The organism is Zunongwangia pacifica (assembly GCF_023499215.1).
Lineage (GTDB): Bacteria > Bacteroidota > Bacteroidia > Flavobacteriales > Flavobacteriaceae > Zunongwangia > Zunongwangia pacifica.
Genome location: NZ_JAKHSK010000004.1, coordinates 51,573 through 77,497, shown reverse-complemented (window position 1 = coordinate 77,497; position 25,925 = coordinate 51,573). Strand labels below are relative to the sequence as shown.

17 protein-coding genes are annotated in these 25,925 nt (G+C 37.8%); 6 read left to right on the top strand and 11 right to left on the bottom strand.

Annotation, left to right across the window (positions count from 1 at the left end):
• Positions 1-27: 27 nt before the first annotated feature.
• Both L1967_RS04000 and L1967_RS03995 read right to left on the bottom strand, forming a co-directional pair.
• On the bottom strand, positions 28-1,947 hold the full coding sequence (locus L1967_RS04000; protein ID WP_249600433.1) for a sialate O-acetylesterase: 1,920 nt from the start codon (positions 1,945-1,947) through the stop codon (positions 28-30).
• Between the two features lie 3 nt (positions 1,948-1,950).
• Complete coding sequence (locus tag L1967_RS03995) at positions 1,951-3,066, bottom strand: glycoside hydrolase family 43 protein (RefSeq protein WP_249600432.1); 1,116 nt, start codon at positions 3,064-3,066, stop codon at positions 1,951-1,953.
• 297 nt (positions 3,067-3,363) lie between these two features.
• Here L1967_RS03995 and L1967_RS03990 point away from each other — a divergent pair, with 297 nt between their 5' ends.
• On the top strand, positions 3,364-4,401 hold the full coding sequence (locus L1967_RS03990) for a LacI family DNA-binding transcriptional regulator (RefSeq protein ID WP_249600431.1): 1,038 nt from the start codon (positions 3,364-3,366) through the stop codon (positions 4,399-4,401).
• 34 nt (positions 4,402-4,435) lie between these two features.
• Here L1967_RS03990 and L1967_RS03985 read toward each other — a convergent pair whose 3' ends face one another.
• Genes L1967_RS03985 through L1967_RS03965 form a run of 5 tightly spaced genes read right to left on the bottom strand, consistent with a single transcriptional unit; the run spans position 4,436 to position 10,800 of the window.
• Positions 4,436-5,722 carry a TRAP transporter large permease gene (locus L1967_RS03985; RefSeq protein WP_249600430.1) on the bottom strand — a complete coding sequence of 429 codons (1,287 nt, stop codon included), beginning with the start codon at positions 5,720-5,722 and terminating at the stop codon, positions 4,436-4,438.
• Between the two features lie 2 nt (positions 5,723-5,724).
• Positions 5,725-6,183, bottom strand: coding sequence for a TRAP transporter small permease (locus L1967_RS03980; RefSeq protein WP_249600429.1), 459 nt, complete (start codon positions 6,181-6,183; stop codon positions 5,725-5,727).
• Positions 6,180-7,157 carry a TRAP transporter substrate-binding protein gene (locus L1967_RS03975; protein WP_249600428.1) on the bottom strand — a complete coding sequence of 326 codons (978 nt, stop codon included), beginning with the start codon at positions 7,155-7,157 and terminating at the stop codon, positions 6,180-6,182. Before L1967_RS03975 ends, L1967_RS03980 begins: the two co-directional genes overlap by 4 nt.
• 33 nt (positions 7,158-7,190) lie before the next feature.
• Positions 7,191-8,588 (bottom strand): glucuronate isomerase, encoded by a 1,398-nt coding sequence (uxaC, locus tag L1967_RS03970; protein ID WP_249600427.1) that lies wholly within the window; start codon positions 8,586-8,588, stop codon positions 7,191-7,193.
• A gap of 4 nt (positions 8,589-8,592) precedes the next feature.
• The gene (locus L1967_RS03965) at positions 8,593-10,800 is read right to left on the bottom strand and encodes a glycoside hydrolase family 3 C-terminal domain-containing protein (protein WP_249600426.1); all 2,208 of its coding nucleotides are present in this window, start codon (positions 10,798-10,800) and stop codon (positions 8,593-8,595) included.
• A gap of 175 nt (positions 10,801-10,975) precedes the next feature.
• Between L1967_RS03965 and L1967_RS03960 the strand changes: the two genes are divergently transcribed.
• The 4 genes from L1967_RS03960 to L1967_RS03945 all read left to right on the top strand — a co-directional run bounded on the left by L1967_RS03960 (position 10,976) and on the right by L1967_RS03945 (position 17,853).
• A complete protein-coding gene (locus L1967_RS03960) occupies positions 10,976-13,129 on the top strand; it encodes an alpha-glucuronidase family glycosyl hydrolase (RefSeq protein ID WP_249600425.1) in 2,154 nt (717 codons plus the stop codon).
• Positions 13,130-13,137: 8 nt separating this feature from the next.
• Entirely contained in the window at positions 13,138-13,881 is a 744-nt protein-coding gene (locus tag L1967_RS03955; protein WP_249600424.1) for an SDR family NAD(P)-dependent oxidoreductase, read from the top strand.
• An 89-nt stretch (positions 13,882-13,970) separates the two neighbouring features.
• On the top strand, positions 13,971-15,095 hold the full coding sequence (locus L1967_RS03950) for an endo-1,4-beta-xylanase (RefSeq protein ID WP_249600423.1): 1,125 nt from the start codon (positions 13,971-13,973) through the stop codon (positions 15,093-15,095).
• The gene (locus L1967_RS03945) at positions 15,064-17,853 is read left to right on the top strand and encodes a glycosyl hydrolase 115 family protein (RefSeq protein WP_249600422.1); all 2,790 of its coding nucleotides are present in this window, start codon (positions 15,064-15,066) and stop codon (positions 17,851-17,853) included. Before L1967_RS03950 ends, L1967_RS03945 begins: the two co-directional genes overlap by 32 nt.
• Positions 17,854-18,427: 574 nt before the next feature.
• Here L1967_RS03945 and L1967_RS03940 read toward each other — a convergent pair.
• Together L1967_RS03940 and L1967_RS03935 are read right to left on the bottom strand one after the other, a co-directional pair.
• Positions 18,428-20,347, bottom strand: coding sequence for a RagB/SusD family nutrient uptake outer membrane protein (locus L1967_RS03940; protein ID WP_249600421.1), 1,920 nt, complete (start codon positions 20,345-20,347; stop codon positions 18,428-18,430).
• 9 nt (positions 20,348-20,356) lie between these two features.
• A complete protein-coding gene (locus L1967_RS03935) occupies positions 20,357-23,497 on the bottom strand; it encodes a SusC/RagA family TonB-linked outer membrane protein (protein ID WP_249600420.1) in 3,141 nt (1,046 codons plus the stop codon).
• Between the two features lie 566 nt (positions 23,498-24,063).
• On the opposite strand from L1967_RS03935, the gene L1967_RS03930 reads away from it, so the two are divergent.
• On the top strand, positions 24,064-24,870 hold the full coding sequence (locus tag L1967_RS03930; RefSeq protein WP_249600532.1) for an IS5 family transposase: 807 nt from the start codon (positions 24,064-24,066) through the stop codon (positions 24,868-24,870).
• A 145-nt stretch (positions 24,871-25,015) separates the two neighbouring features.
• On the opposite strand, the gene L1967_RS03925 is transcribed toward L1967_RS03930, so the two are convergent.
• On the bottom strand, positions 25,016-25,582 hold the full coding sequence (locus L1967_RS03925; protein WP_249600419.1) for a phosphatase PAP2 family protein: 567 nt from the start codon (positions 25,580-25,582) through the stop codon (positions 25,016-25,018).
• A 106-nt stretch (positions 25,583-25,688) separates the two neighbouring features.
• Positions 25,689-25,919 (bottom strand): hypothetical protein, encoded by a 231-nt coding sequence (locus L1967_RS03920; RefSeq protein ID WP_092544865.1) that lies wholly within the window; start codon positions 25,917-25,919, stop codon positions 25,689-25,691.
• Between the last annotated feature and the right edge of the window lie 6 nt (positions 25,920-25,925).

The following is a 25,925-nucleotide window of genomic DNA, read 5'->3' as shown; positions in this document are numbered from 1 at the left end:
AGATTATAGAAGCAACTACTAAAATTTTTATTGGTCTTGTTTCCAGTGATCTGTTCTAAAGGGTGAAGCTGGTAAGTCTTCCTTATTATATAAATTCGCCTCATCAGGATTATCGGCCCAGGCATATCTTACCGCAACAGGATGCTTTACCTCTGGACTGTAAACAATCACCTTATCCCCTTCGATTTTGGCTTTTGCCCAAACAAATTGCTTATCGCTTCCGGCAATAGCAAAACATTTTAAATCTTCATTATTTTTTGTTTTTAATCCGCTACCTACCTCATCAAAATGTAGAATAATCGAATCGTTTTTTATTTCTGAAGAAGTATAAATTGGCCCGGAAGGGACTACTGAAGTTTCCCCGTAAGCCACATTTTTTGCTGAAACAGCCAGACGATCACTCACTGTTTTTTTATTTAAAGGATGAATATCATTCCATTCTCCAACATCAATAATTACCGCCATGCCGGTTTTCGGTAAATTTAAGGCTTCTTTTTGCGCTTCCCTAAGTCTCGCCCAATTGGTATCTGTTGGGTTTTCTTTGCTTTCCATAAAATTAGCAAGCTGAACAAAAAGAAATGGAAAATTTGAAGTTTCCTGATGCCAGTTCTCTCGCCAGCTTCTAATCATCGTTGGAAATAATTCACTGTATTTTTCAGGATCACCGGTATTCGATTCTCCCTGATACCAAATAGCCCCTTTAATTGGATAATCCAGCAAAGGATGGATCATCGCATTATAAAGACCCGTTGGTTTCCAGCGGTAAAAGGTTTGCGGCTGCAACATTCCTGCTGCTTTCCCTACTTTATATTTCCAGCTTCCGGTAAGATCAATGCTTTTTTCAGGAAAATTAATCTGATAAGGTTTATCCTTTACAAATCCGCCAATTCCCCTTTCACTAATAAGCTTTACAGCAATCGTATTTTCGCCTTCTTTTAGCACATTTGCAGGAATTTGATACCTTCTTGGCGGATATTGATAGGTGGTGTTCCCAACAAACATTCCGTTCACAAAAACCGAATCGGCATCTACGATCCTACCCATTAAAAGTCCGGCTGGTTTTCCAGAAAATTCACTTTTCAAATCAAATTTCTTACGAAACCAGATCACTCCGTTTATTGGTTTTTTCAGTAAACCAGGTAATTCAAAATCTTCCCATTCGCTATCATTAAAATTGGCCGTTTTCCAACCTGATTTTAACCCCTCATCTTCGTTATTAACAGTACTATACCAATTATGGATCCTATCTTGATCTAACTGCTCCAAACTATCAATAATCCCTTCAGGTTTTAGTTTTTCGACTTCAGCAATGGCATCAGGGAAATTTTTAAGTGCTTCTTCACTCATCCAGGCCTCTACCGGCGAACCACCAAGGCTGGCATCGATTAAACCGATTGGAATTTGATATTCTTCATAAAGATTTTTAGCAAAAAAATAAGGTACGGCCGCAAAACCTTTAATGGTATTTTGGTGTACCGAAATCCAGTTTCCGCCAGAAAAATCGTCTAACTTCTTGGTAAGATTATATTCTTTTGGCACCTGAAAATATCGAATTTTAGTATTATTGGCCGATTTTATTTCTTCAGGATATCTGGGCGCCACGCGAGACATTGGTAATTCCATATTCGACTGGCCAGAACATAACCACACATCACCTACGTAAATCGAATCCAGCTGAATGCTATTCTTTCCAGAAATTTGCAGGGTATAAGGCCCCCCAATCTCTGGATTTTCTAGCAAAATCTTCCATTTTCCGTTTTTGGTACTGGTTTGATAATCTTTTTGCTGAAAACGGACCTCGATAGCTTCTCCTTCTGAAGCCCAGCCCCAAATGGGAACTATGCTATTACGCTGTAAAACCATCCCGTCGCTTACCAGTTTAGGCAAGCGTACCTGGGCAAACAGCGTATTAGCAAATAAAAAGATGAAAATGTAAAAAAAACGCATTGTTTAGTTGATTGAATCCTGAACGGCGGCGTTTATAGTTTGGATGGAGCCGTCTTCATTAAAGGTAAGCTCGGTCATTTTTATACTTCTTAAATATGTTTTTCCTTTTGAAAGTGAGCTATCATGAAAAAATAAGTACCATTTTCCATTAAACTTAACGATAGAGTGATGGTTGGTCCACCCCAAAACAGGCTCTAAGATCACGCCTTGATAGGTAAATGGCCCATAAGGATTATCTGAAGTAGCATAAACAATTTTATGTGTATCTCCGGTAGAATAAGACAAATAATAAGTACCGTCCATCTTATGTACCCAGGCTGCCTCGAAAAATCTGCGATCGTTATCCCCGGTAAGAAGATCATTACCCTCTTCGTCTAAAATTCGTATTCTTTTTGGCTCCTCACTAAACGAGGTCATATTTTTGTCTAATTTGGCAATTCTTGGTTCAATAGCTTTAACACTATCCGCAGGATATTCATCTTTATCAACAAAGCTGCCGGTTTCCCAACGTTGCAACTGGCCACCCCAAATTCCGCCAAAATACATGTAATATTCACCATCAGTATCTTCAAAAACGGCAGGATCTATACTAAAAGAACCTTTAATATAATCGGGCCTTGGTTTAAAAGGACCTTCGGGCTTATCGGCTACCGCCACCCCTATTCTAAAAATGTCGTCTTTATCTTTTGCCGGAAAATAAAGATAATATTTACCGTCTTTTTCTGCTGCATCTGGTGCCCACATTTGGCGTGCTGCCCATTTCACTTCGTCTACGTCTAAAACTACTCCGTGATCTGTTACTTCCCCGCCTGCACTATCCATAGAATAGACATGGTAATCTTTCATGTTAAAGTGATTTCCTAAATCATCTTCAGGCACTCCAGAATCAAAATCATGACTGGGATAAATGTAGATTTTATCATTAAAGACATGAGCAGAAGGATCTGCGGTAAAATCTTTAGTTACAAGTGGCTCGGTTTCTACTTTTCGAACCTGGTTGGTTTGATCTGTTTGGGGAACTTCAGACTTTTCTTCTACTTTCTCGTTTTCAGCGTTATTTTTACAGGATGTTAAAATTAAAGTGGCTAAAATTGTAGAATACAAAGAGAGCTTATTCATCTTTAGTTAAGTTTTTAAATTATGAATATAAATATATAAAAATTAACTCAATCGTATTCGTTATTTTTAAACAACATAATCATCTGATTAAAAGAATATTAAACCTTAAAATGAGGAATAAAATAACAATTACCATACAAATAAAAGGCAATCGGTTGCGTAAAACAGATAAAAGCCTAAATTTGTTAAATCGATTAAGCCTAAATGGAGTAAAATTTGTATTTTGCTCTAGCCCTTAATGACTTGAAATTTAGTAGGACGCAACATTTTGAAGGACAAGTTGAAAGAAGTAAAATAATGAGTAAAAAGAAAAATAAGGTTGTAACCATTTACGACATTGCAAATGAGTTAAACTATTCTCCCAGCACCATTTCCAGAGCACTAAAAAACCACAAAAGTATTGGGAAAGATACCACAAAACAAATACAGGAAACTGCTAAAAAATTGGGTTACCGGCCTAACTCTTTAGCGGCAAGCCTTAGAAATAACAGAAGTAACAATATAGGAATTTTAATTGCGAGAATTAATCGACCTTTTATTTCCTCATTAATCAGTGGCGTAGAAAATTCCGCCCGGGCTGCGGGATATAATGTTCTTATTAGCCAGTCTGACGATAATTATAAAAATGAAGTAGCAAATGCCAAGGCGCTTTACGATAGCCGCGTATGCGGAATTGTAGCTTCACTTAGTATGGAAACTAAGAATGTTGATCATTTTAAACAATTTATAGAGCAGGATATTCCAGTGGTTTTTGTAGACCGTGTACCTTCAGATTTGAATAGTTACCGGGTAATTATCGATAATTATTCTGCTGCTTATAAAGCTACCGAGCATTTAATTCAGCAAGGATGTAAAAGAATTGCACATTTTGCAGGAGCACAACATCTTAATGTATATAAATTGCGCAAGAATGGCTATATAGATGCATTAAAGGCGTACGACATCACCCCAGATAAAGACTTGCTTATTTGTATGAGTACCCTGAGTTTTGAAGAAGGAAAAGAAGCGACTTCTAAACTTCTAAATATGAAAAATCCACCAGATGGTATCTTTTCATCAAATGACACGGCAGCAGTAAGCGCAATCATGGAAGCCAAACAAAAAGGCGTTAAAATCCCTGAAGAATTAGCCGTTATAGGATTTAATGATGATCCTTTGGCTTCTATTGTAGAGCCTGCACTTTCAACCGTTTCACATCCGGCTATGAAAATGGGGGAATTGTCTACCAAGCGTATTTTAGAACATGCCGATAAAAAAATGGAAAAAGGTGTTTCTGAAATTACCATTCTTGACACCGAAGTTATTGTAAGGGCTTCCAGCAAGCGTTTAAAATAGCTGCGTCACTGCAAAATATTTATGGTCAATATTCTTAAAGACCGAATAACTCAGGGAGCCACAAGCTTAACTTCGGAAATAAAATTACCAGCGCTAAAGAAATTAACATCCCTACAAATAAGGGCATTAATGGCTTAATCACTTTTTTAATACTGGTATTCGCCACTCCTACCCCTATAAATAAAACCGATCCTACAGGAGGTGTACATAAACCAATACATAAATTTAATACCATAATAACCCCAAAATGAACAGGATCTATACCTAAAGCGGTTACTACGGGTAAAAAGATAGGGGTAAAAATTAGTACAGCTGGGGTCATATCCATAAAAATCCCTATAACCAGTAAAATAAAATTAATCATGATCATTACCACGATGGGATTGTCACTATATCCCAATAATGCCGAAGTTACCTGCTCTGGAATATCCGCGTAAGACATCACCCAGGACATGGCGATACTTAAAGCGATAAGAATCATGACCAATGCAATGGTTTCGGCTGATTTTATCAAAATCCCTTTTAATTTATCCAAACTTAGTTCTTTATAAATCAATCCAAGAATTAAGCAATACACCACGGCTACTGAAGAGGCTTCAGTTGCCGTAAAAATACCACCTACAATTCCGCCAATAATCACTAGCAATAACATTAAGCTTGGCAGGGCATCCAAAAAACTTTTTAGCACCTCACTTACCGAGGCACGTTTAGCCGTAGGAAAACCTTTTCGTTTTGCCCAAATTAAAGCGATAATCATCAAAATTAAACCCGTTAATATCCCCGGGATATAACCTGCTAAAAATAGCGCGCCAATGCTCACTCCTCCACTGGCTAAAGAATAAATAATAAAAATATTACTGGGAGGAATTAATAATCCTGTGGTTGCCGAGGTTACATTTACGGCCACACCGTATTCTTTGGTGTATCCTTCTTCTTCCATTTTCGAACTCATAAAACTACCTATGGCCGCTGCCGCTGCTCCTGCCGAACCTGCAATAGCTCCAAACAGCATAGCAGCCACAATATTAACATGCGCCAAGCCACCGGGCAAACTACCTACTAATGACTTTGCAAAAGCAATAAGACGCCTGGCAATCCCACCACTGTTCATTAAATGCCCGGCCAAAATAAAAAAGGGAATGGCTAGCAATGAAAAACTATCCAGCCCGGTTACCATACGCTGCGCTATGGTAGCAACCGCAGGCAAAGAATCGATATTAAAAAGCAGGGTAATTAAAGAGGCAATCCCTATACTCCAGGCTACAGGAACCCTGATCCCTACCAAAATAACAAAACTAATAGCAAGTATAAATATTTCCATCCTTATTGTTTTAAATCTTTAATTAGAAAATTGACACGGTAAAAAAGCACGCAAAAACCTGTTATTGGTAGAATTATATAGATATACCCCATAGGAATCTCTAAAGCTGCTGATGTTTGCCAAAGTTTAAAAGACACATAGATATATCGTAACCCACCCACTATAAAAATTGCGAATACAAATAACACGATGACTGCACTAACGATTATGTCCATAAGCTTCCCATATTTCTTAATAATTCGCTCTGGCCATAAATCGATGGTAATATGTTCTCTTTTTCCAGAAACATAAGCCGCTCCCAGCATACTCACCCAAATAAGAAGAAAACGGGCAAGCTCCTCGGTCCAGGAACTTGGGCTATCCATAATATAACGAGAACCCACTCCCCATAGCACGGTAATGAGCATTGCACTTAATAACACAACGATGATCCAGCCTAAATAAAAGTCTAATTTCTTCATGGTTGTATCGCTTTTATCTCCTGTATTAAATGATATAATTCTGGATTTTCAGACTTTAAATCGGTAATAATCTGTGCGCTTTCTTTTTTAAAAACTTCAATATCTGGTTGTGTCACATTTACCCCAGCCTTTGTTATTGCTTCTAATGACTCTTTTTCAGCCTTTTCCCATAATTTCCGTTGTTCAACCGCTGCTTCCTGCGCACTAATTTTAAGTATTTGTTTTTCTTCTTCAGACAATTCTGAATAAATAATCGAACTCATCACCAAAATATCCGGTAAAGAACTATGTTCATCCAGGCATAAATTTTTACAAATCTCATAATGCTTGGACGAATAAAAGCTTGGTAAATTATTTTCGGCAGCATCAACAACACCCTGCTGTAAAGCAGTATAAAGTTCTCCCCAAGAAACCGGCGTTGGCGAACCTCCTAAGGCACTAACCAACTTAATCGCGGTAGGACTTTGCATTACCCTTACCTTTAATCCTTTTAAATCTGAAGGTTTTGTAATTGGCGTATCCTTGGTATAAAAACTACGGCTACCAGCATCAAAATAAGTTAATCCATGCAACCAGTAATTTTCCCCATCAGCCAAAAGTTCTTTTCCTAAATCACTATCGTATAAGGCATAACGCTGTTCTTTAGACTCAAATAAATAAGGATATCCAAAAACCTTCAGTTTTGGCGAAAAATTTTCCATTACTGCAGAAGAAACTTTGGTCATGGCAAGACTGCCTAATTGCAGTAATTCTAAACATTCACGCTCTGATCCTAACTGACTACTGGGATAAATCTTTATCTTCATTTTCCCGTCAGAATGTAAAGCTACCCTTTTTGCAAAATACTGCATTGCTTCATGCACCGGATGATTATTGCTAAGGCTATGCGCCAGCTTTAATTCTTTTACTGAAGAATTTACATTGCATCCCAGTATGAACAAGCATCCAAAAACAAAAAACAATCGTTTAATCATAATTGTAATGATTTCGCTTTATAACTTTCATCTCTAAAAGTTGAAATAATCTTTGGCGTTTCCGTAGCAAATATTAGCGATGGTACTGCCTACCAAATCCATATCCTGGGGTAATTCCCCGGAAGCCATTTCTTTACCGAAGAGGTTACATAACACTCTTCTAAAATATTCGTGACGTGGGAATGAAAGGAAACTTCTGGAATCGGTGAGCATTCCTATAAAACAACTAATCAAGCCCATATTCGATAAGGTGTTCATCTGTTTTTCCATTCCGTCCTTCTGGTCTAAAAACCACCAACCAGATCCCCATTGTACTTTTCCTTTTACGCTGCCGTCGTTAAAGTTACCAATCATTGTGGCGAATACTTCGTTATCGGCAGGATTCAGGTTGTACAAAATGGTTTTGGTCAGTTTGTCTTTTCCGTCTAAGGTATTTAAAAATCGGGACAATTTTTCGGCTTGACTGTAATCGCCTATGGAATCCCATCCGGTATCGGGACCTAATTGTGTCAACATCCGTTTGTTGTTATTCCGAAGGGCGCCTAAATGGAATTGTTGTACCCAACCGAATTGATGGTAGGTTTCACTTAAAAACAGCAAAGTGGCGGTTTTGAATTTTTCGGCTTCTATGGCTGAAATTTCCTTGCCGGAAAGCTTGTTTTTAAAGATGGCATTGATCTCGGCTTCGGTAAATTCAGCAAAAGACATTGCATTTAATCCGTGATCGCACAGTTTACAGCCGTTTTTATCAAAATATTCGATGCGGTTGAGCAAGGCGTCTTTTAGATCCTGAAAGCTCTGAATATCGATATTGGCAGTTTTGCCGAGTTCTTTTAAATAATCGGTATAACCTTGGGCATCAATTAAAATGGATTTATCGGGACGAAAGGCGGTACTGACTTTAATACCAAAGTTTTCTTTTGCCATCGCCTGGTGGTGTTCCAGGGTATCGGTGGGATCTTCGGTGGTACAAAGGGTTTCCACATTCATCTGCTTCAGCAATCCTCTACAGGAATTTTCTTTTTGCTGTAATTGGGCATTGATGTTTTCATAAATGGCAGCTGCGTTATTTTCATTCAGCAATTCATCGATCCCAAAATAGCGTTTTAATTCTAAATGCGTCCAGTGATACAAAGGATTCCGCAGTGTATGGGGAACGGTTTTTCCCCAGGCTTCAAATTTTTCTTTGTCGCTGGCATTACCGGTAATGTATTTTTCGTTGACGCCTAGCGCTCGCATTGCCCGCCATTTGTAATGGTCGCCATTAAGCCATACTTTCGAGATATTTTCGAATTGGGTATTGGCAGCGATTTGCGCGGGTGGCAGGTGGTTATGGTAATCGATAATGGGTTGGTTTTTGGCGTACTGATGGTATAATTCTTCAGCATACTTGTTTTCCAACAAAAAAGTATCGGTGATAAAACTTTTCATTTTCTTATTTTAGCTGAAATTGGATCTTTTTAAGGGCTTTTTTCCCTAATTCTTCATTTCTCTTTAGCGGACTACTGCCTCCTATATAAATTTCAAAAGCTCCTTTTTCCAGTTTTTCTTTTCCGTTGTCATCTATAAAACTCAACATTTCAGGAGTGATGGTAAACTCCAATTCCTTTTTATCGCCTTTATTAAGATGAATATTTTTAAAAGCCACTAATTTGTAGTTGGGTACCCTTGAAGAAGCTTTTATATCTTTTACATACACCTGTACTACTTCATCGGCATCAAAATCACCGGTATTTGTTACCGTAATATGAGCTTCTGCCGATTCTTTTTTCTTCATCTTATCCTTCGATAATTTGATTTCAGAATACTCAAAATCGGTATAACTTAATCCATAACCAAAAGGATACATTGGTGCTTTATCCATGTATTTATAGGTTCGGCCTTCCATCGTATAATCTTCATACGCTGGAAGATCTTCAATATGCATCGGGAAGGTAATTGGTAATCTTCCTGAAGGCGAATGCTTTCCAAAAATAATATCGGCAATGGCGTTTCCCCCTTCTTCGCCGGGATACCAAACCAGTAAAACGGCATCGGCTAGCTTATGAACTTCGGTCAAATTCATCGGGCTACCACCGGTTACAATGGCAATTACCGGACGATCTTCTGCAGCTTCGCTTACTTTTTGTAAATAATCGACTTGATTTTGTGGCAAATTATAATCCATACGGTCACCAAAAGTCGGGGAAGCAATAGACTCTCCTTCTTCACCTTCTAAAAGTCCAGAAATTCCCATCACCACAAACGTAGCATCGCTATTTCCTGCATTTGGCGAAGCCCAATCCTGTGGATTTTCATTGGGAAGATTAAGTCGTGTTCCCATCCTGTATTGTAACTGACTTTCTGGCTTTATAGCTTTTGCGATACCTTCTAAAACAGTTACCATATCTGGATTTACCCCGTGATAATTCCCTAACAACACCTCGATATTTGTTGCATTTGGCCCGGTTATAAAGTATTTGGAAAGATTATTTTTTAACGGAAGAACGCCATCATTCTTAAGAAGAACAACCGATTTTCTAGCGGTTTCCCTGGCCAATGCTCTATGTTCGTCACTGTTCATCACCTCAACACCAATTTTATTATAAGGATTGCTTTCTTCAGGATCGAACAAACCTAATTTAAATCGGGTTTCTAATAATTTATGCAAACGCTTATTCACCAATTCTTCTGAAACCAAACCATCTTCTACCGCTTTCGCCAAAAAATTATAGGTATCACCGCAATTCAATTCTACTCCTACCTCTACGGCTAAAGCAGCGGCAGCTTCTGGTGATTCTACAATATCGTGACCACTTACAAAATCCTGCAATGCCCAGCAATCACTTACTACATGGCCATTAAAACCCCATTTATCCCTAAGAATATCATTTATAAGACGATTATTTGCACAACAAGGCTCGCCGTTGGTGCTATTATAAGCACACATTATGGTTTCTACATGGGCATCCACTAAGGTTTTAAAAGCCGGCAAGTAAGTTTCCCAAAGATCTTTTTCACTTACATCTGCATTAAATTCATGTCTTAATTTTTCTGGACCGCTATGTACGGCATAATGTTTTGCCGCCGCAGCTGTTTTTAGATATTTATCATTATCTCCCTGTAAACCTTTTACAAAAGCTTCTCCTAATTTAGAAGTTAAATAAGGATCTTCTCCATAAGTTTCCTGACCTCTACCCCAACGTGGATCTCTAAATATATTCACGTTTGGCGTCCAAAATGTTAATCCGCCATATTTTCTATGATAGCCATGCTTTATCGCATTATTAAAATTAGCCCTTGCTTCATCTGAAACGGCGGTTGCTACTTTTAAAATTAGAGCATCATCAAAAGTGGCACCCATACCAATTGCCTGTGGAAAAACAGTGGCTACCCCAGATCTTCCCAGACCATGTAAAGCTTCATTCCACCAATCATAAGCAGGAATTCCTAATCTATCAATGGCAGGACTGGCATTGAGCATTTGCTGTGCTTTCTCTTCTAAAGTAAGCCGACTTATTAGATCATCTATACGTTCGTCCATAGATAAATCGGTATTATAAAAATCGAGTTCAGATTTATCAATTTTGGTTTCCTGAGCATTCATTACTGCTGATAGCATCACTACCAACAGGAAAGCAAGCTTCTGGCTATATTTTTTCATTATTAATAATATTTACAGGTTAATTTTAACATAAACCAATTATAGGCGTGAGTTAACAAATAAAACATAAAATCAAATTAAAAGCAACCGATTGCGTAAATTATTTTGTTTACACTCTTTTTTTATATAATTTTCAGTCCGCAATCGTTTGTTTAGTTAAATCAACGTATCCGAAATGAAAAAATATATAATTGCCGTAGTAGTACTAGCTATTAACTCCCTTTCTTTTAGTCAGAATCCTTATGATTTATGGCTGCAATATGATAAGATTGAAGAGCAAAACGTTCTTAACTCTTATAAAAATACAATTTCTAATGTTTTTTTAGACCTTAATTCGCCTACTGGAACGGTTATCGAGGAAGAAATCAAAAAATCCTTTAAAGGCTTATTGGATATTGAGCCAAAATTCGATGCCAAAACACCGAATCTTATCATCACAACACTAGACAAGCTTGATCCTTCAATCAAACAAAAGTTACCAGAAATTTCTAAAATTAATGATGAGGGGTATCTTATTCAGCATATCCCAGAAAAAAAGAACTCAAAAATCATTATTTCAGCGAAAACTGAAAAAGGATTATTGTACGGCGTTTTCAATTTCATTAAACAAATACAGTTGCGCAATGATCTATCTGAAATAGCAATATATGATTCGCCTAAAATTCAAAAAAGGCTATTAAATCACTGGGATAACCTGGACCGAAGCGTAGAACGTGGTTATGCCGGATTCTCGATTTGGGATTGGTATTTATTACCAGAATTGATTAAGCAGGAATACATCGATTATGCCAGGGCCAATGCATCTATAGGTATTAATGGTACCGTGCTTACCAATGTAAACTCTAATGCTTTGGTGCTAAGCCCCAGATATATCCAAAAACTAAAAGCTTTAGCCGATGTTTTTAGACCTTATGGCATTCAGGTTTATCTTACCGCGCGATTTTCGGCTCCCATAGAAACCGATGATTTAGAAACAGCAGATCCGCTTAATGCTGATGTTAGGCAATGGTGGAAAAATAAAGCTAAAGAAATTTATGCTGAAATTCCCGATTTTGGAGGTTTCTTAGTGAAGGCAAATTCTGAAGGACAGCCAGGTCCAAATAATTATGGAAGATCTCATGTAGACGGTGCAAACATGCTTGCGGAAGCGGTTGCTCCTTACGACGGAATTATCATGTGGCGTGCTTTTGTATATTCTGAAGAAAAACCAGAAGACCGCGCAAAACAAGCCTATTCTGAATTTAAACCTTTTGACGGAAAATTTAAAGACAATGTATTGGTGCAGGTAAAAAATGGCGCGATCGATTTTCAGCCACGAGAACCTTTTCATCCTTTATTCGGTGCAATGCCCAATACGCCTTTAATGATGGAATTTCAGATCACCCAGGAATATCTTGGTGGCATGTCACATTTGGTATTTCTACCTCAACTTTTTGAAGAAGTTTTAGAAGAAGACACCTATACACAAGGCAAAGGCAGCACCGTAGCCAAAATAATCGACGGGCAATTAAGCACTAAAAAGCTTACGGGAATGGCCGGTGTAGCCAATATAGGTACGGCCAAAAACTGGACAGGTCATCCTTTTGGACAAGCCAATTGGTATGGCTTTGGCAGACTGGCATGGGATCCGGAAACCAGTGCTGAAACCATCGCGAAAGACTGGCTAAAAATGACCTTTACGAATAATAGCAATTTTGTTGATCCCATGACCAAATTATTGCTCGAATCCAGAGAAGCGGTGGTTAATTATATGACGCCACTTGGTTTACATCACATTATGGCAGCAGGACATCATCAGGGCCCTGGCCCTTGGGTTAAAGATATGCCAAGACCCGACTGGACATCGGTTTATTATCATAAAGCTGATGCAAACGGCATTGGATTCGACAGGACTTCTAGCGGAAGCAATGCCTTAGCGCAATACGCTCCTGAAATTCAGAAAAAATATAGCGATCCCGCCACCACACCAGATAAGTATTTGCTTTGGTTCCATCATTTACCCTGGGATTACAAAATGAAAAGTGGAGAAACACTTTGGTACGAAATCGCAGCGCATTATCAAAAAGGAGTGGAACAGGTGGAAGACATGCAAAAAACCTGGCAAAAAATGCAGGAATATGTAAATCCGCAGGTTTTTGAAAAAACAAACATGCTTTTAAACATCCAGTTGAAAGAAGCCAAGCAATGGCGTAATGCCTGCCTGCTTTATTTTCAGCAGTTTTCTAACATGGATTTCCCAGATTTTATTCCTGAAATGACCAAAGACCTAAACGATTATAAATCATTGAAGCTGCCTTATGCTCCCGGCATAAGCCCTTCTTGGAATTAAAAAATTATATGAACTCAAATTTAACAGCCATAGTAACCGGTGGAAATGCCGGATTAGGATTTGCAACCGCGAAAAAACTTTGTGATGAAGGAATTACGACCTACGTGATTGGCCGAAATAACGAAAAAACTCTAAAAGCCTGTGAAGAGATTGGCAAAAACGCAAAGCCCTTTATTTTAGATTTAACCAAATTGGATAAGATTCCCGCTGCCATCACAGAAATTGCTAAAGAAGCCGGTAAAATTGATATTCTGGTAAATAATGCCGGGATCAACATGAAAAAAGAGTTTCTGGAAGTCGAAAATGAGGAATTTCAGAAAATACTGCATACCAATGTGACCAGCGTTTTTGCGATAAGCAGGGAAGTTGCCAAAGTGATGAAAGAACACGGCAAAGGGAGTATCATCAACATCAGTTCTATGGCCGCTCAATATGGGATTCCCCATGTTATTGCCTATTCTGCCAGTAAAACGGCGGTAGAAGGAATGACCAGAGCTATGGCCGTAGACCTGGCCAAATTTGGGATACGGGTAAATTGTGTAGCTCCTGGATTTATTAAAACAAATATGTCCAGCAAAGCTTTAGATAGCGATCCTGAACGTAAAAACAAGGTACTGGGAAGAACCCCAATGGGTAAATTAGGGGAGCCGGCAGATATTGGTGATGCTGTTTTTTATTATGCTACAGATCTTTCAAAATTCACCACAGGAACGGTGCTACCGATCGATGGTGGTAATTCTATTGGATTTTAAAAAGTAAAAATAAGTCAGGTTGCAGGGTTTTGAACATGGATTATAGCGTACTGAACCGGAATCGAACCTGGCTTTAATAAAGAATAAAAATGAAACACGTAAAACAATTTCACTATCTTTTGATATTGATGCTTTTTGGTATCATTTCTTGTAAAGATCAGCAGAAAACAAAAGATACTTCTTTAAAAGAAGAACCCAAACAGGAAAAAGGGCTCAAGGATTATTTTGCAAAAGATTTCCCTATGGGTGTTGCTGTTTCCCCAGCTTCGCTTGAAGGAAAGTCGAAAGAATTAATTTTAGCGGAATACAACAGTCTTACGCCAGAAAACGTAATGAAAATGGGAGTTATTCATCCTAAAGAAAACGAGTTTAACTGGGCTCCGGCCGATAAAATAGTGGCATTCGCACAGGAAAACGGGCTTAAAGTACGTGGGCACGCGCTGGTTTGGCATCAACAAACCGGAGACTGGATTTTTAAAGACGACAACGGTAACGATGTAAGTAGAGAAATTTTGCTAGAGCGAATGAAAGCCCATATCGACTCGGTCGTGGGTCGATACAAAGGAAAAATTTATGCCTGGGATGTTGTAAATGAAGCTATCGACGATAATCCTGATAATTTTCTAAGAAACTCAAAATGGCTTGAAATTATTGGTGACGATTTTCTCACTAAAGCATTTGAATTTGCTCACGAAGCAGATCCCGATGCCAAGTTATTTTATAATGATTATAATATTATTATTCCAGAAAAAAGAGATCGTGTTTTAAAACTTGTCGATAAATTAAAGGCAGAAGGTGCACCTATAAACGGAATTGGAATACAGGGGCACTGGTCTGTTTTTAGCCCAAGTGAAGAAGAATTAAGACAGGCTTTAAAAATGTATACCGCGACAGGTTTGGATGTACAGATTACCGAACTGGATGTTTCGCTTTATAAATGGGAAAAAGAACAACGGGAACGACGCCCGAACGAATCAGACGAGTTTACCGAAGAGCGCAAACTTGCCCAAATAGAAGCTTATCAAAAATTCTTTAAAGTGTTTAGAGACTATCGCGATGAACTTACGGGGATCACTTTTTGGAATATTGCCGACCGCTATTCCTGGTTAGATCACTATCCCGTGGAAGGCCGAAAAAACTATCCGTTATTATTTGACAAAAACTACCAAAGAAAACAAGTTTATGATTCAGTTATCAAATTCAGTGAAAAATAGCAGCTATCTATTTTCAGCGCTTTGCATACTATTAAGTTGTGTAACGTATGGGCAAAAAACTATGGTTTCCCATACATCGGCGGAGGGTAGTTTTGGTTTAGTAACCACTAATAAAACAGCGGAATTAGTATTAGATGCTTCAGATTTTGAAGGAGTTGCCATTGCGGCGAAAAACCTTCAAAAAGATATTGAACGCGTTACTGGAAAATTACCCAAATTACGTTCCGAAGTCAATAAAAATGGCAATGTAATCATTGGAACTCTGGGTAAAAATAAAATGATCGATAGTCTTATTCAGCATACAAACATCGACGTTTCTAAAATCAGGGGAAAATGGGAAGCCCATACCATTAAAAAAATAGGCGAAGATTTACTGATTATTGGTAGTGATAAACGCGGAACTATTTTTGGGATCTACGAGCTTTCCAGGCAAATTGGTGTTTCTCCCTGGTATTGGTGGGCAGATGTGCCGGTAAAAAAAGCAGAGGAATTATATATCGACAAAGACGGTTTCACCAGCACCGGCCCTAAAGTTCAGTATCGCGGTATCTTTATTAATGACGAAGCTCCTGCCCTTTCCAGTTGGGTTAGTGAAAATTATGGCAAGTTTAATCATGAATTCTATGAGCCTGTTTTTGAACTTATCTTACGCCTAAAAGGAAATTATCTGTGGCCAGCCATGTGGGGCAAAGCTTTTTATGATGATGATCCCGCAAATGGGGTGCTGGCCGATAAATACGGGATCGTAATGGGTACTTCTCATCACGAACCGCTGATGCGTGCCCAAGCCGAATGGGGAAGATATGGTAGCGGAGAATGGAATTACGAAACCAATGCCGATACTTTAAGAAGCTTTTGGCGCAAGGGAATTGAGCGAATGGGTGATCGCGAAAGCCTGGTAACTATTGGGATGCGTGGCGATGGCGACGAACCCATGACTGAAGGGACTGCCATTAGCCTATTGGAGCGTATTGTTAAAGATCAGCGTGAAATTATAAGTGATGTCACCCATAAACCCGCTAAAGAAACTCCGCAGGTTTGGGCACTTTATAAAGAAGTTCAGGATTATTACGATCAGGGAATGCGTGTACCGGACGATGTAACCCTACTCCTTGCCGATGATAACTGGGGAAATATTAGAAAGCTACCTAAGCTTAAAGATAGCACCAGAAGTGGTGGTTATGGGATCTATTATCATTTTGATTATGTGGGCGGCCCAAGAAGTTATAAATGGATAAATACCTCGCAAATTTCAAGGGTTTACGAACAAATGTCACTTGCTTATGCCTATCACGCCCGTAAAGTCTGGATTGTAAATGTTGGCGATTTAAAACCTATGGAATATCCCATTAGTTTCTTTTTAGATTATGCCTGGAATCCCGAAAACTTTAAAATTGAAGAATTAAAGGCTTATCCTGAACAATGGGCGGCTGCACAATTTGGAGCAAAATATGCGCCTGAAATTGGAGAATTACTGCAAAAATATACCACCTATAACAGCCGTAGAAAACCCGAATTACTTTCTGACAAAACCTATAGCTTAACTCAATTTAATGAAGCGGAAGAAATTTTAACCGAATTTAACGAACTGGAGAAAAAAGCGGAGGAAATTGCTGAAAAACTGGATGCAAAATATCAATCGGCTTATTTTCAATTGGTATTGCATCCTGTAAAAGCTTCAGCAAATCTAAACAGAATGTATATCGCACTGGCCAAAAACAAACTATATGCTGAACAGCAGAGAAATACCACCAATAGGTTTGCAGAAAAGGTTTCAGAGTATTTTGAGAACGATGAAGCATTGACTTCAGCATATCATACTATTGAAGATGGCAAGTGGAACCATATGATCTTTCAGCCTCATATTGGTTATTCCGCCTGGTTTGATCCTAAACAAAATATCAAGCCCGAAACCACCAAAATTGAGGTCCCTGAAGCTGCTGATTTAGGTGTTGCTATTGCAGACAGCGAAGATTATTTTCCAAAAAACAAGCATCTTAGCCTACCGATATTCGATAAAAGCAATACGGAATCTTACGTTGAAATTTTTAACCGCGGAAAGGAAGAATTAGAAATTAAACTGAAGAAATTGCCTAAATGGTTAAAAGCGTCTAAGACTAAAGCTAAAATTGGTGAACAAGAGCGTATATTTTTAGCATTAGTTCCTGAAAATTTACCCGGAAAAAACACCAAAGACAGTTTTGTAGTTCAGGCGGATGATCAAAAAGTTGAAATTGCTGTTTCGTACCAGCCTTTCAGTTTTAAACCTGAAGGTTTTACGGCTAAAAACGGAGTGATTAGCATTCCTGCAAACAAATTTGTGGAAAATAAAGCTTGGGAGATAATTCCTGATCTTGGTCGAAGGGATATTGCCTTACGACCTGAGAGTAGTTTTACACAGGAAGCCACCGAAAATGCAAGCTTAACTTATCTATTTTCGATTAAGGAAGATACTGAAGCAACATTAAGCTTCTTAATCTCGCCAAGCTTAGATTTTCTTGATAATGGCGGGCTCAAATTTGCGTATTCCATCGATGGTGGTGAACTACAAACGCTGAATTTACTTAAAGATACTAAAGATCACTGGGGTATTTCAGTAAGTAATAATATTACCAAGGTAATTCAGAATCTGAACTTAGAAAAAGGGGTGCATCAACTAAAAGTTTATGCCATAGATCCGGGAATTGTTTTACAGCATATTATTATTGAAACCAATACCTCAAATCTGCTACATACGTATTTAGCACCAAAAGAATAATTGTATGTTCCATATACAATTAGTTTAGTTTGATTGGAGTAAAAGCCGGGGTTGTGCCCGGCTTTTTTATTGCCCGTCTATCAAAAAAAATCCTGCTTAGAATCATCGAAAACCAAAAAATAAATTCTGTCACGAACAATTAGATGGAAGACAGATAATGGCTAGCAGTAATCACTAGAATTTTAATATATAAAAACCTTGCTTAGAAATCCTTTAAGTAACTATCTTCGGGGCAAGCCCACAAAGCATTCAATCTGAACAAACCATTTTTAAACGAGACATCCCGATGGCTATTGGGGTCACAGCATTTAACGTCGATTATCGATTAAATTTTACGCTATAAGCCAAGCTTCTCAATTAAGACGAAATGTATTTATCTAATTCAATAAGCTACCTCAGTATGAAACTATGAAGCATTTACAGGAAAATTGTTTAATGATTTATGGTAGCTGAAAAAATTCATAAAAACGGGCTTTTATCCTTTAAAAAGTCAGCATTATTTCGGTTAATAACGAACAAAAAAAAGAGAGCTTTTAACAGCTCTCTTTTATATTCCCCTAAATAAAACTCAATTCTATTGATAACCAGGATTCTGGTAAGCATCTTTTTCAGCTTGAGATACATCCATATTATCTAATTGTCCTCTAGGTATTGGTCTTAAATAATGGTAAGGCTCAATATTCCTAGTGGTCACTGTTGGGGTATGATCTGTTGCATCATTGCCACCAATTTCATAAGATCCGGCAAATTCGTTCCATTTTTGTGTACGAACAAGGTCATACCAACGATAGCCTTCCCCAAAGTATTCACGAGAACGCTCCTGTAAAATAAAATCGATATCTATAACGGTAGGAGTTGCGGCTACCATTGCAGCGCTATTATCTTCGATACGCTCTTCTTGTTCACCGTTATCGTAACACCATTTACCAGCACGCGCACGGATAACGTTAATTAAATCGTAAGCACTGTAACTTCCGGTGGCACCTTTTACGGCAGCTTCGGCAGCTAAGAAATAAAATTCAGAGAATTTTGCGATAGGAAAAGGACGGGTTAACGCGCCATTAGGAGATCCTAAACCGCCACCATTATCAGTACGATAAGTACCCAATTTCCATAATCCCGGATAAAATCTTCTGTTAATCTCATCTGGGTTGATAACATAATCTGACCTTCCTGGAAGTTCTCCACCTCCAATATTAGCGCCATTTACATAAACAACATTAGGGTTATGCTCATCTAAAAATGATATCACTGCATCGCCCGGTGCTATTTCCATACCATTAGCTGCGGTTAATGTAGCTTCGGTGGCTCCGCCTTTATCCCAGTTTCCTCTATAGCTGGTCACGAATGTAGCATCGTAACGAGAATCTAGTTCCTTTTCTGCAAAAGTATTAGTCAATACTCCAATTGGTGGTGCCATCCTGGTCCATGGTCTACCATAGCTTTGGGCTGCTTCTCGTTGTACCGCTGAGACACCATCTACACTAATACTGGTATAGTTAGAGGTCACCATCCAAACCGCTGTATTAGCACTTCCTTCTGGACCACTATACCCTAAATCTGCACCGTTGTATAACTGGCTATCCTCTGTACGATCTGCATACAGCATCATTTCGTCGTGACGATCATTTGTAGCAACATGTACATTATAAAAACAATCCAGAAGACGATAAGGACCTGGATTCTCAATTCCTTCAACGGCTAAATCATACGCTTTTTGGAAATAGTAGGCTGCATCGTTACCATCTGGATCTGTTCTTGGTGTCTCTGGATATGTAGGAATATTATTCGGGTTTTCCAACCACCAGGCATACGTTAAATATGCTTTTGATAAAAATAAACGCGCTACATTTTTGGTTACCGCTCCTGTTAAACGAGGATTATCAGGTAAATCGTTTACAGCGGCTTGCAAATCTGGAAAAATAGCTCTGGCATACACCTCAGGCACCGTATTACGTACAGAAGTCCTAATAGCAGAATTGTTAAATGCTAATTCGCCAGAACCTAAGTCTAGTGGTACACCTCCATAATTTTGCACCAATAAAAAGTAATTAAATGCTCTAAAAAACCTTGCTTCTGCAATTAGTGAATTATCAAGCCCTACCGCTTCAGCATTTTCAATAATTCCGTTTGCTGTATTTATGGCAGGAAAAGAATTCCCCCAAACAATACCCACTGAAAATCCACTTTCTGAACTTAGATTACCTTGCCCTGCAAGATCTAAATCGTAAAAGTTATTATTCGCACTTTGGGCAGCAACATATTCATCTGTACCTGTTTCTGTTAAGTTTAAATAATATGCAAACCCAAATACGTTTCGCATATTCTGATACAAATATGTTAAACCTCCCTGAACACCAGTTTCTGTAGTAAAAAAATCGGGAGTAAATACTCCTCTTGTTTCTTCTTTCAGTATATCATCTGTACAAGATTTTAAACCGAATACCGACACCATTGAAAATATGGCTATAGGTATAATTCTAAATTTTCTCATATTTTCTATTTAAAATGAAATGTTTAAGCCTATCAAATAATTTCTCGTAGAAGGAATGTTAGTCCCAATTGTTGGTATACCCCTAGAAATATTAGTAGTATTCACAGCGGCATTTTGACGATTACCATTACCATCAACTCCTGAGTTCGTAATCTCTGGATCTAAACCAGATTCATCATGAAAAGGTGAAAAAAGCACGAATGGGTTTTGTGCAGATGCATAAACACGTAATCTTTTTAACCCGATATTAGTAATAAATTCTTGCTCAAAATTGTATCCCAAAGTAATGGAACGAACTTTTAGATATGAACCGTCAAAATAACCTAAAGTACTAGCATATTCCTGGTTATCACCACTTTGAAGCCCTCCAGGAGCAGGATACTTAGCATCTGTATTTGTTGGTGTCCAATAATCTACATCAACGTTATTTTGTCTACCTGTTAGTAAGTTAAGATAACTACTTGATGAATAGAGTGTACTTACCACAGTACCTCCATGTTGAAACGTACCAACCATACTTAAGTCGATATTTTTATAAGCTAGACGAGTGTTAAAACCACCTTGAAAATCTGGAGTAGGATCTATAACTACCCTATCCTCAGCACCTATAGGTCGTACCGGAGATCCGTCTGCATTATATTCTCCAGTATATCGTACCTTGATCATTCCAGGGCCACTAGCTCCTGGTTCGTATTGTTGTAAGTATTGAAAATCTGGATCAGACTCATTCCAAAGACCAATTTTATCATAATCATAAATAACATTAATAGGTGAGCCAACAAACCAAAGGTTACCTTCATCACGTAATTGTCCTGAAGCTAAAGCGGTGATTTTATTTTTATTGCTATAAAGGTTAATACCAGCATCCCAAGTAAAACCATCTGGGTTATCTATTATAGTTCCGTTTAATGAGATTTCGAATCCCTTATTCTCGGTTTCACCTATATTAGTGGTTATATTCCCTACACCTGATGTAGGAGGAAGTCCTAGTGCATATAAAATATCGTTGGTTTTAGTTATATAATATTCAACAGTACCCGATAAGCGGTTATTGAACAATCCAAAATCAAGACCATAGTTATACGTCTGAGAAAATTCCCATCCCAAATTGGCATTAGGTACTTTATCTATAAAGTAACCTGTAGCAAACGTACCTCCAAAGTTATAATTTACGGTACCAAGTCTACCCTGAACGGAATAAGGAGCTATAGCCTGGTTAGAGGTTTCACCATAACCTGCACGTATTTTCAATTGGTTTAACCAACTCACATCCTTCATAAAGCGCTCATTACCAATATTCCAACCTACAGATACCGCAGGATAAGTAACCCACTTTTTACCCGGGGCTAATCTGGAAGATCCATCGGTACGTATGGTCGCGGTCATTAAATAACGGTTGTCATATTGATACATAACCCTACCCATATAGGATAATAATCCAGTAGCAGAATATCCAGTTCCATAGTTTGTGATATCTTCAGAAATTGCTGAATCTAAATTATACCATAAAGAGGATTCATCAGGAATATTCCTTGCCGTTAAACCAATATTATCATACTCTGTATTTTGAGAAGAAAATAATCCTACAAAGTTCACTTTATGCTTTTCAGCAAATGTTCTATCATATAGTATTTGATTTTCTATAACGTAGTCTCTTGTGATTGAACTGTTATAACTTGCTGATGAAGGGTTTTGTTCATTATAATTAAAAACCCCCTGTCCTGTAAAGTCTCCATCCCTATCTGTACGGAAATTCAGACCAATATTAAGTCTATACTTCAATCCTTCCACCCAGGGTATTTTAACTTCAGCATAAACGTTATTATAAGACCCGTAATCCAATTGTTGGTTTTTTCTACGGTCTCCTATTCTATTCACTTCATTCTCTGTAGGGATCCAAAGGTTATCAGCTTCAGTTTGAAGTCTTACAGATTGTAAAAAATTTCCGTTTTCGTCGTATGGACTTAATAACGGTGAAGCCGCTAATGCGCCAAACACTCCTACAATACTGCTGCTTTTGTTGAAATTCATTACTGAATTCAAACCAAATTTAAAATAAGAACCTACTTCCTGATCTACCTGAGCTCTTAACGAATATCTTTCGAAAGAATCTCCCGGTACAACTGAAGTCTCTTTAAAATATCCCATTCCAATATTATAAGACCCTTTTTCAGAACCACCTTTAACACTAATATCGTGTGTTGTTTGAAGTCCGGTACCATATAAAAGGTCCTGCCAATCGGTATCATTTGCAAGATCTTCATCACCACCTAAACCATAAATTGGACTACCACCCTGATTTGGGTGGGCTGCAACATCGGCACGTAATTGCGTAAGTTGCGCAGCATTCATCATTGGATATTTAGCAAACACATCTTTTACCGCATAATACGTATTATACGAGAATGTTGGTTTTTGCCCTTGTCGTCCAGACTTGGTGGTTATCAATACAACACCATTCGCTCCTCTAGAACCGTAAATAGCTGTTGCAGAAGCATCTTTAAGAATATCCAGACTTTCTATATCATTAGGGCTAATATCACTTAAACCACCAGAAAAAGGAATACCATTTAATACAATTAAAGGATCATTGTTACCTGAAAGGGAACGCGTACCACGAATACGAACTTGTGGAGAAGCTCCCGGTCTGGTACTGTTGGTAGAAATATTAACACCAGCAGCGCGCCCTATAAGTGCTTCCTGAAAGTTTGCCGTTTTTACTTCGGTTAATTCTTCGCTTTTCAATGAGACCACCGACCCGGTAACAGATTCTCTACTTTGGGTACCATATCCTACAACTACTACTTCGCTTAATGCTTCTGTATCGTCTTGCATGGTTACATTAATTTGTGTGCGTCCATTCACCGGGATATCCTGACTTTGATAGCCCATAAAACTATAGCTAAGTGTAGCGTCTGAAGGCACATTATCTAAAGTATATTTGCCATCAAAATCTGTTGTGGTCCCCCTGCTGGTACCAACAAGGAAAACATTTACTCCAGGCAAAGGCATCCCCTGTGCATCAATGACTTCTCCAGTTACTGTTATATCCTGGGCGTAGGCCCCAGTAAATATCATCAAGAAAAGTAGGAGTGAAAATTTAGGTTTTCTACCCAAACTTCTTACATAGTTAGTAATCTTTTCTTCCATATTAAGAAATTTTAAATTAAAAGATTTAAATCATATTAGAATCACAAAAATTGATAGGTTAAATTTTTGATATGATAAATATATTATAAAATTACTAATTACGAAATCGGTTGCGCTATTTTTTATATTCAAAATGACTATAAGTGCAGAAATAAACAGTTAAAAACTTAAAAATCAACAAATTAAATACTTAAAATTATTTTAAAAATAAATAAAAAGGAGGTAAAGTTGCGCTATTTTTAACCCAAATGGATTATATATAATCCGTCATTTATTAAAAAAATACTACTATGAAGATCAAATTATAGTTAATAAAGGTTAAATTTTAATAATGCTTCAAAAATAAGCGTAATAATTACATACAAACACAATACGCAATCGGTTGTTTTTAATTTGCACACAAAGTTTCTATTAATTCATGTTAAAAATCTTAAAAAGGTACTAAATGGTTTATTTAGTAAATGAATTCATCTTGACTTTTCTTTTAGAAAAAATAAAAGGGTTGTAGATATTTGTGTTGCGAAACATAAACATACAACCCAGTGTACAAAGTACTAGACAAAGATATGATAGAATTAGAAATAGTTCCCTATTTACCGGTAACAAAAAGGGGGTTCAAACCCAGGGCACCTCTATATGAAATCATTAATGCAATTTTATATAAGCTAAAGACAGGGGTGCAATGGGAATATTTACCGGTCGAAAGTTTGTTCTGTAATGAAAAACTGCACTATAAAACTGTTTTTGGCCATTATCGAAAGTGGTGCCTTCAAGATGTTTGGAAATCCTGTTGGATACAAACCTTAAAAAATAACAAGTCAAATATTGACCTATCGAGCGGCGATCTGGATGGTAGCCATACCACGGCATTAAAAGGTGGCCAGCAGGTAGGTTACCAAGGCAGGAAAAAGCGAAAAACCACCAATGCACTATATTTAACGGACAGGCAAGGGCTGCCGTTAGCCATGTCCGAACCGGTATCGGGAAACCACAATGATTTGTTTGACATAGAGGTCAGCTTTGAAGAAGTGTTGGGTACATTGGAGCAGGCCGAAATTAGTGTGGATGGACTTTTCATCAATGCAGATGCGGGTTTTGACAGTCAAAAATTAAGGGATAAATGGGAGAACAAGGGAATAATAGCCAATATTTGCCCGAACAGGCGTAATGGTAATGCAGATGCCAACCATTACTTTGATGAAAAATTATATAAAGAGCGCTATTCAGTTGAACGTACCAACGCTTGGATGGATGGTTTTCGTTCTCTTTTAAACCGTTTTGATACAACAATAACAAGCTGGAAGGGATTTAACTTTCTCGCATTTATAGTCATCGGACTAAAGAAATTTTATAAACTTAAAATGTCAAGATGACTTCAATGACCCCAAGGCAAGCTCCTGAGAACGAATAGGAACTTTATCCCGCTGATCGAGTAAAGGTTGATGAGCTTAAAGAAGAAGAACCTTAAGCTATATAAAGGTGAATACTATTACAACAAAAATTCTCTTATTATATTAGTTAAACCAATTTTAGCTTTTTAACTGCAAACTGTTGGAGTAAATAAAGTAGATAACCATATAATATTCCAAAAATAGCCCCTATAAGTATGTCCCCGGGATAATGCACCCCAAGATAAATACGGCTATAAGCTACCAAGGAAGCCCAAACCAGAAGATACCCGATTAGGCTTGGAATTTTCTTTTTAAAGATAGATCCTAAAAAAAAGGCCAAAGCAAAAGTACTTGAAGCATGTGCCGAGTAAAATCCGTATTTCCCACATCGCTCTGCTATAATCCTGGCAAATTCGGTTACGCCTTCCTGCCTACAGGGACGCGGACGCATAAAAAAGTCTTTAAAAACATTAGACATCTGGTCGGTACAGGTAATTAACAACGCTATGCAAACCATCGTTACCACACTGTACTTCCAGTCAAATTTTTTAAAGAGAAGAAATAGTAATAAAGCATAAAGTGGGATCGCCATCCATTTATCGCTAATAACGATCCACATCCCATCCCAGGTTTCAGAACCTAGATTGTTTAAATAAAGGAATAATTTGTGGTCTAATTCAATTAATTCTTCCATGCTTTTTTACTCGATAATCGATATTAACTACGTCAAGGCAAACCTCGAAATTAAAATCATTTTCTAACAAGTGCACCATGGGCTTTCCATGAGATGATTTACTGTTTTAATCTTCCTCGTATCGAGCTACTTCACGATCGTAGAAATCATTAGCCTGCTGAATTAAACTTTCGGCTTCATTTGCCAGTTCTTCTTCATCAGCTTTATCAAAATCTTCCAACCATTCTACCTCATCATTTTCAAGATTAATGATAAAACGGGGAAACTCAGTATGAATTACAAAAATCGCATCTGAATAATCAGTATTATCACCCAATAAAAATTTAGGAAATTCCATTGTATA

What these genes read in the sequence shown, in the direction of transcription:
- L1967_RS03920 (WP_092544865.1), bottom strand. Translation starts at nt 25,919, where the DNA reads ATGGAATTTCCTAAATTTTTATTGGGTGATAATACTGATTATTCAGAT.
- L1967_RS03995 (WP_249600432.1), bottom strand. Translation starts at nt 3,066, where the DNA reads ATGAATAAGCTCTCTTTGTATTCTACAATTTTAGCCACTTTAATTTTA.
- uxaC (WP_249600427.1), bottom strand. Translation starts at nt 8,588, where the DNA reads ATGAAAAGTTTTATCACCGATACTTTTTTGTTGGAAAACAAGTATGCT.
- L1967_RS03935 (WP_249600420.1), bottom strand. Translation starts at nt 23,497, where the DNA reads ATGGAAGAAAAGATTACTAACTATGTAAGAAGTTTGGGTAGAAAACCT.
- L1967_RS03945 (WP_249600422.1), top strand. Translation starts at nt 15,064, where the DNA reads ATGATTCAGTTATCAAATTCAGTGAAAAATAGCAGCTATCTATTTTCA.
- L1967_RS03950 (WP_249600423.1), top strand. Translation starts at nt 13,971, where the DNA reads ATGAAACACGTAAAACAATTTCACTATCTTTTGATATTGATGCTTTTT.
- L1967_RS03965 (WP_249600426.1), bottom strand. Translation starts at nt 10,800, where the DNA reads ATGAAAAAATATAGCCAGAAGCTTGCTTTCCTGTTGGTAGTGATGCTA.
- L1967_RS03980 (WP_249600429.1), bottom strand. Translation starts at nt 6,183, where the DNA reads ATGAAGAAATTAGACTTTTATTTAGGCTGGATCATCGTTGTGTTATTA.
- L1967_RS03925 (WP_249600419.1), bottom strand. Translation starts at nt 25,582, where the DNA reads ATGGAAGAATTAATTGAATTAGACCACAAATTATTCCTTTATTTAAAC.
- L1967_RS03990 (WP_249600431.1), top strand. Translation starts at nt 3,364, where the DNA reads ATGAGTAAAAAGAAAAATAAGGTTGTAACCATTTACGACATTGCAAAT.
- L1967_RS03975 (WP_249600428.1), bottom strand. Translation starts at nt 7,157, where the DNA reads ATGATTAAACGATTGTTTTTTGTTTTTGGATGCTTGTTCATACTGGGA.
- L1967_RS03940 (WP_249600421.1), bottom strand. Translation starts at nt 20,347, where the DNA reads ATGAGAAAATTTAGAATTATACCTATAGCCATATTTTCAATGGTGTCG.
- L1967_RS04000 (WP_249600433.1), bottom strand. Translation starts at nt 1,947, where the DNA reads ATGCGTTTTTTTTACATTTTCATCTTTTTATTTGCTAATACGCTGTTT.
- L1967_RS03955 (WP_249600424.1), top strand. Translation starts at nt 13,138, where the DNA reads ATGAACTCAAATTTAACAGCCATAGTAACCGGTGGAAATGCCGGATTA.
- L1967_RS03960 (WP_249600425.1), top strand. Translation starts at nt 10,976, where the DNA reads ATGAAAAAATATATAATTGCCGTAGTAGTACTAGCTATTAACTCCCTT.
- L1967_RS03930 (WP_249600532.1), top strand. Translation starts at nt 24,064, where the DNA reads ATGATAGAATTAGAAATAGTTCCCTATTTACCGGTAACAAAAAGGGGG.
- L1967_RS03985 (WP_249600430.1), bottom strand. Translation starts at nt 5,722, where the DNA reads ATGGAAATATTTATACTTGCTATTAGTTTTGTTATTTTGGTAGGGATC.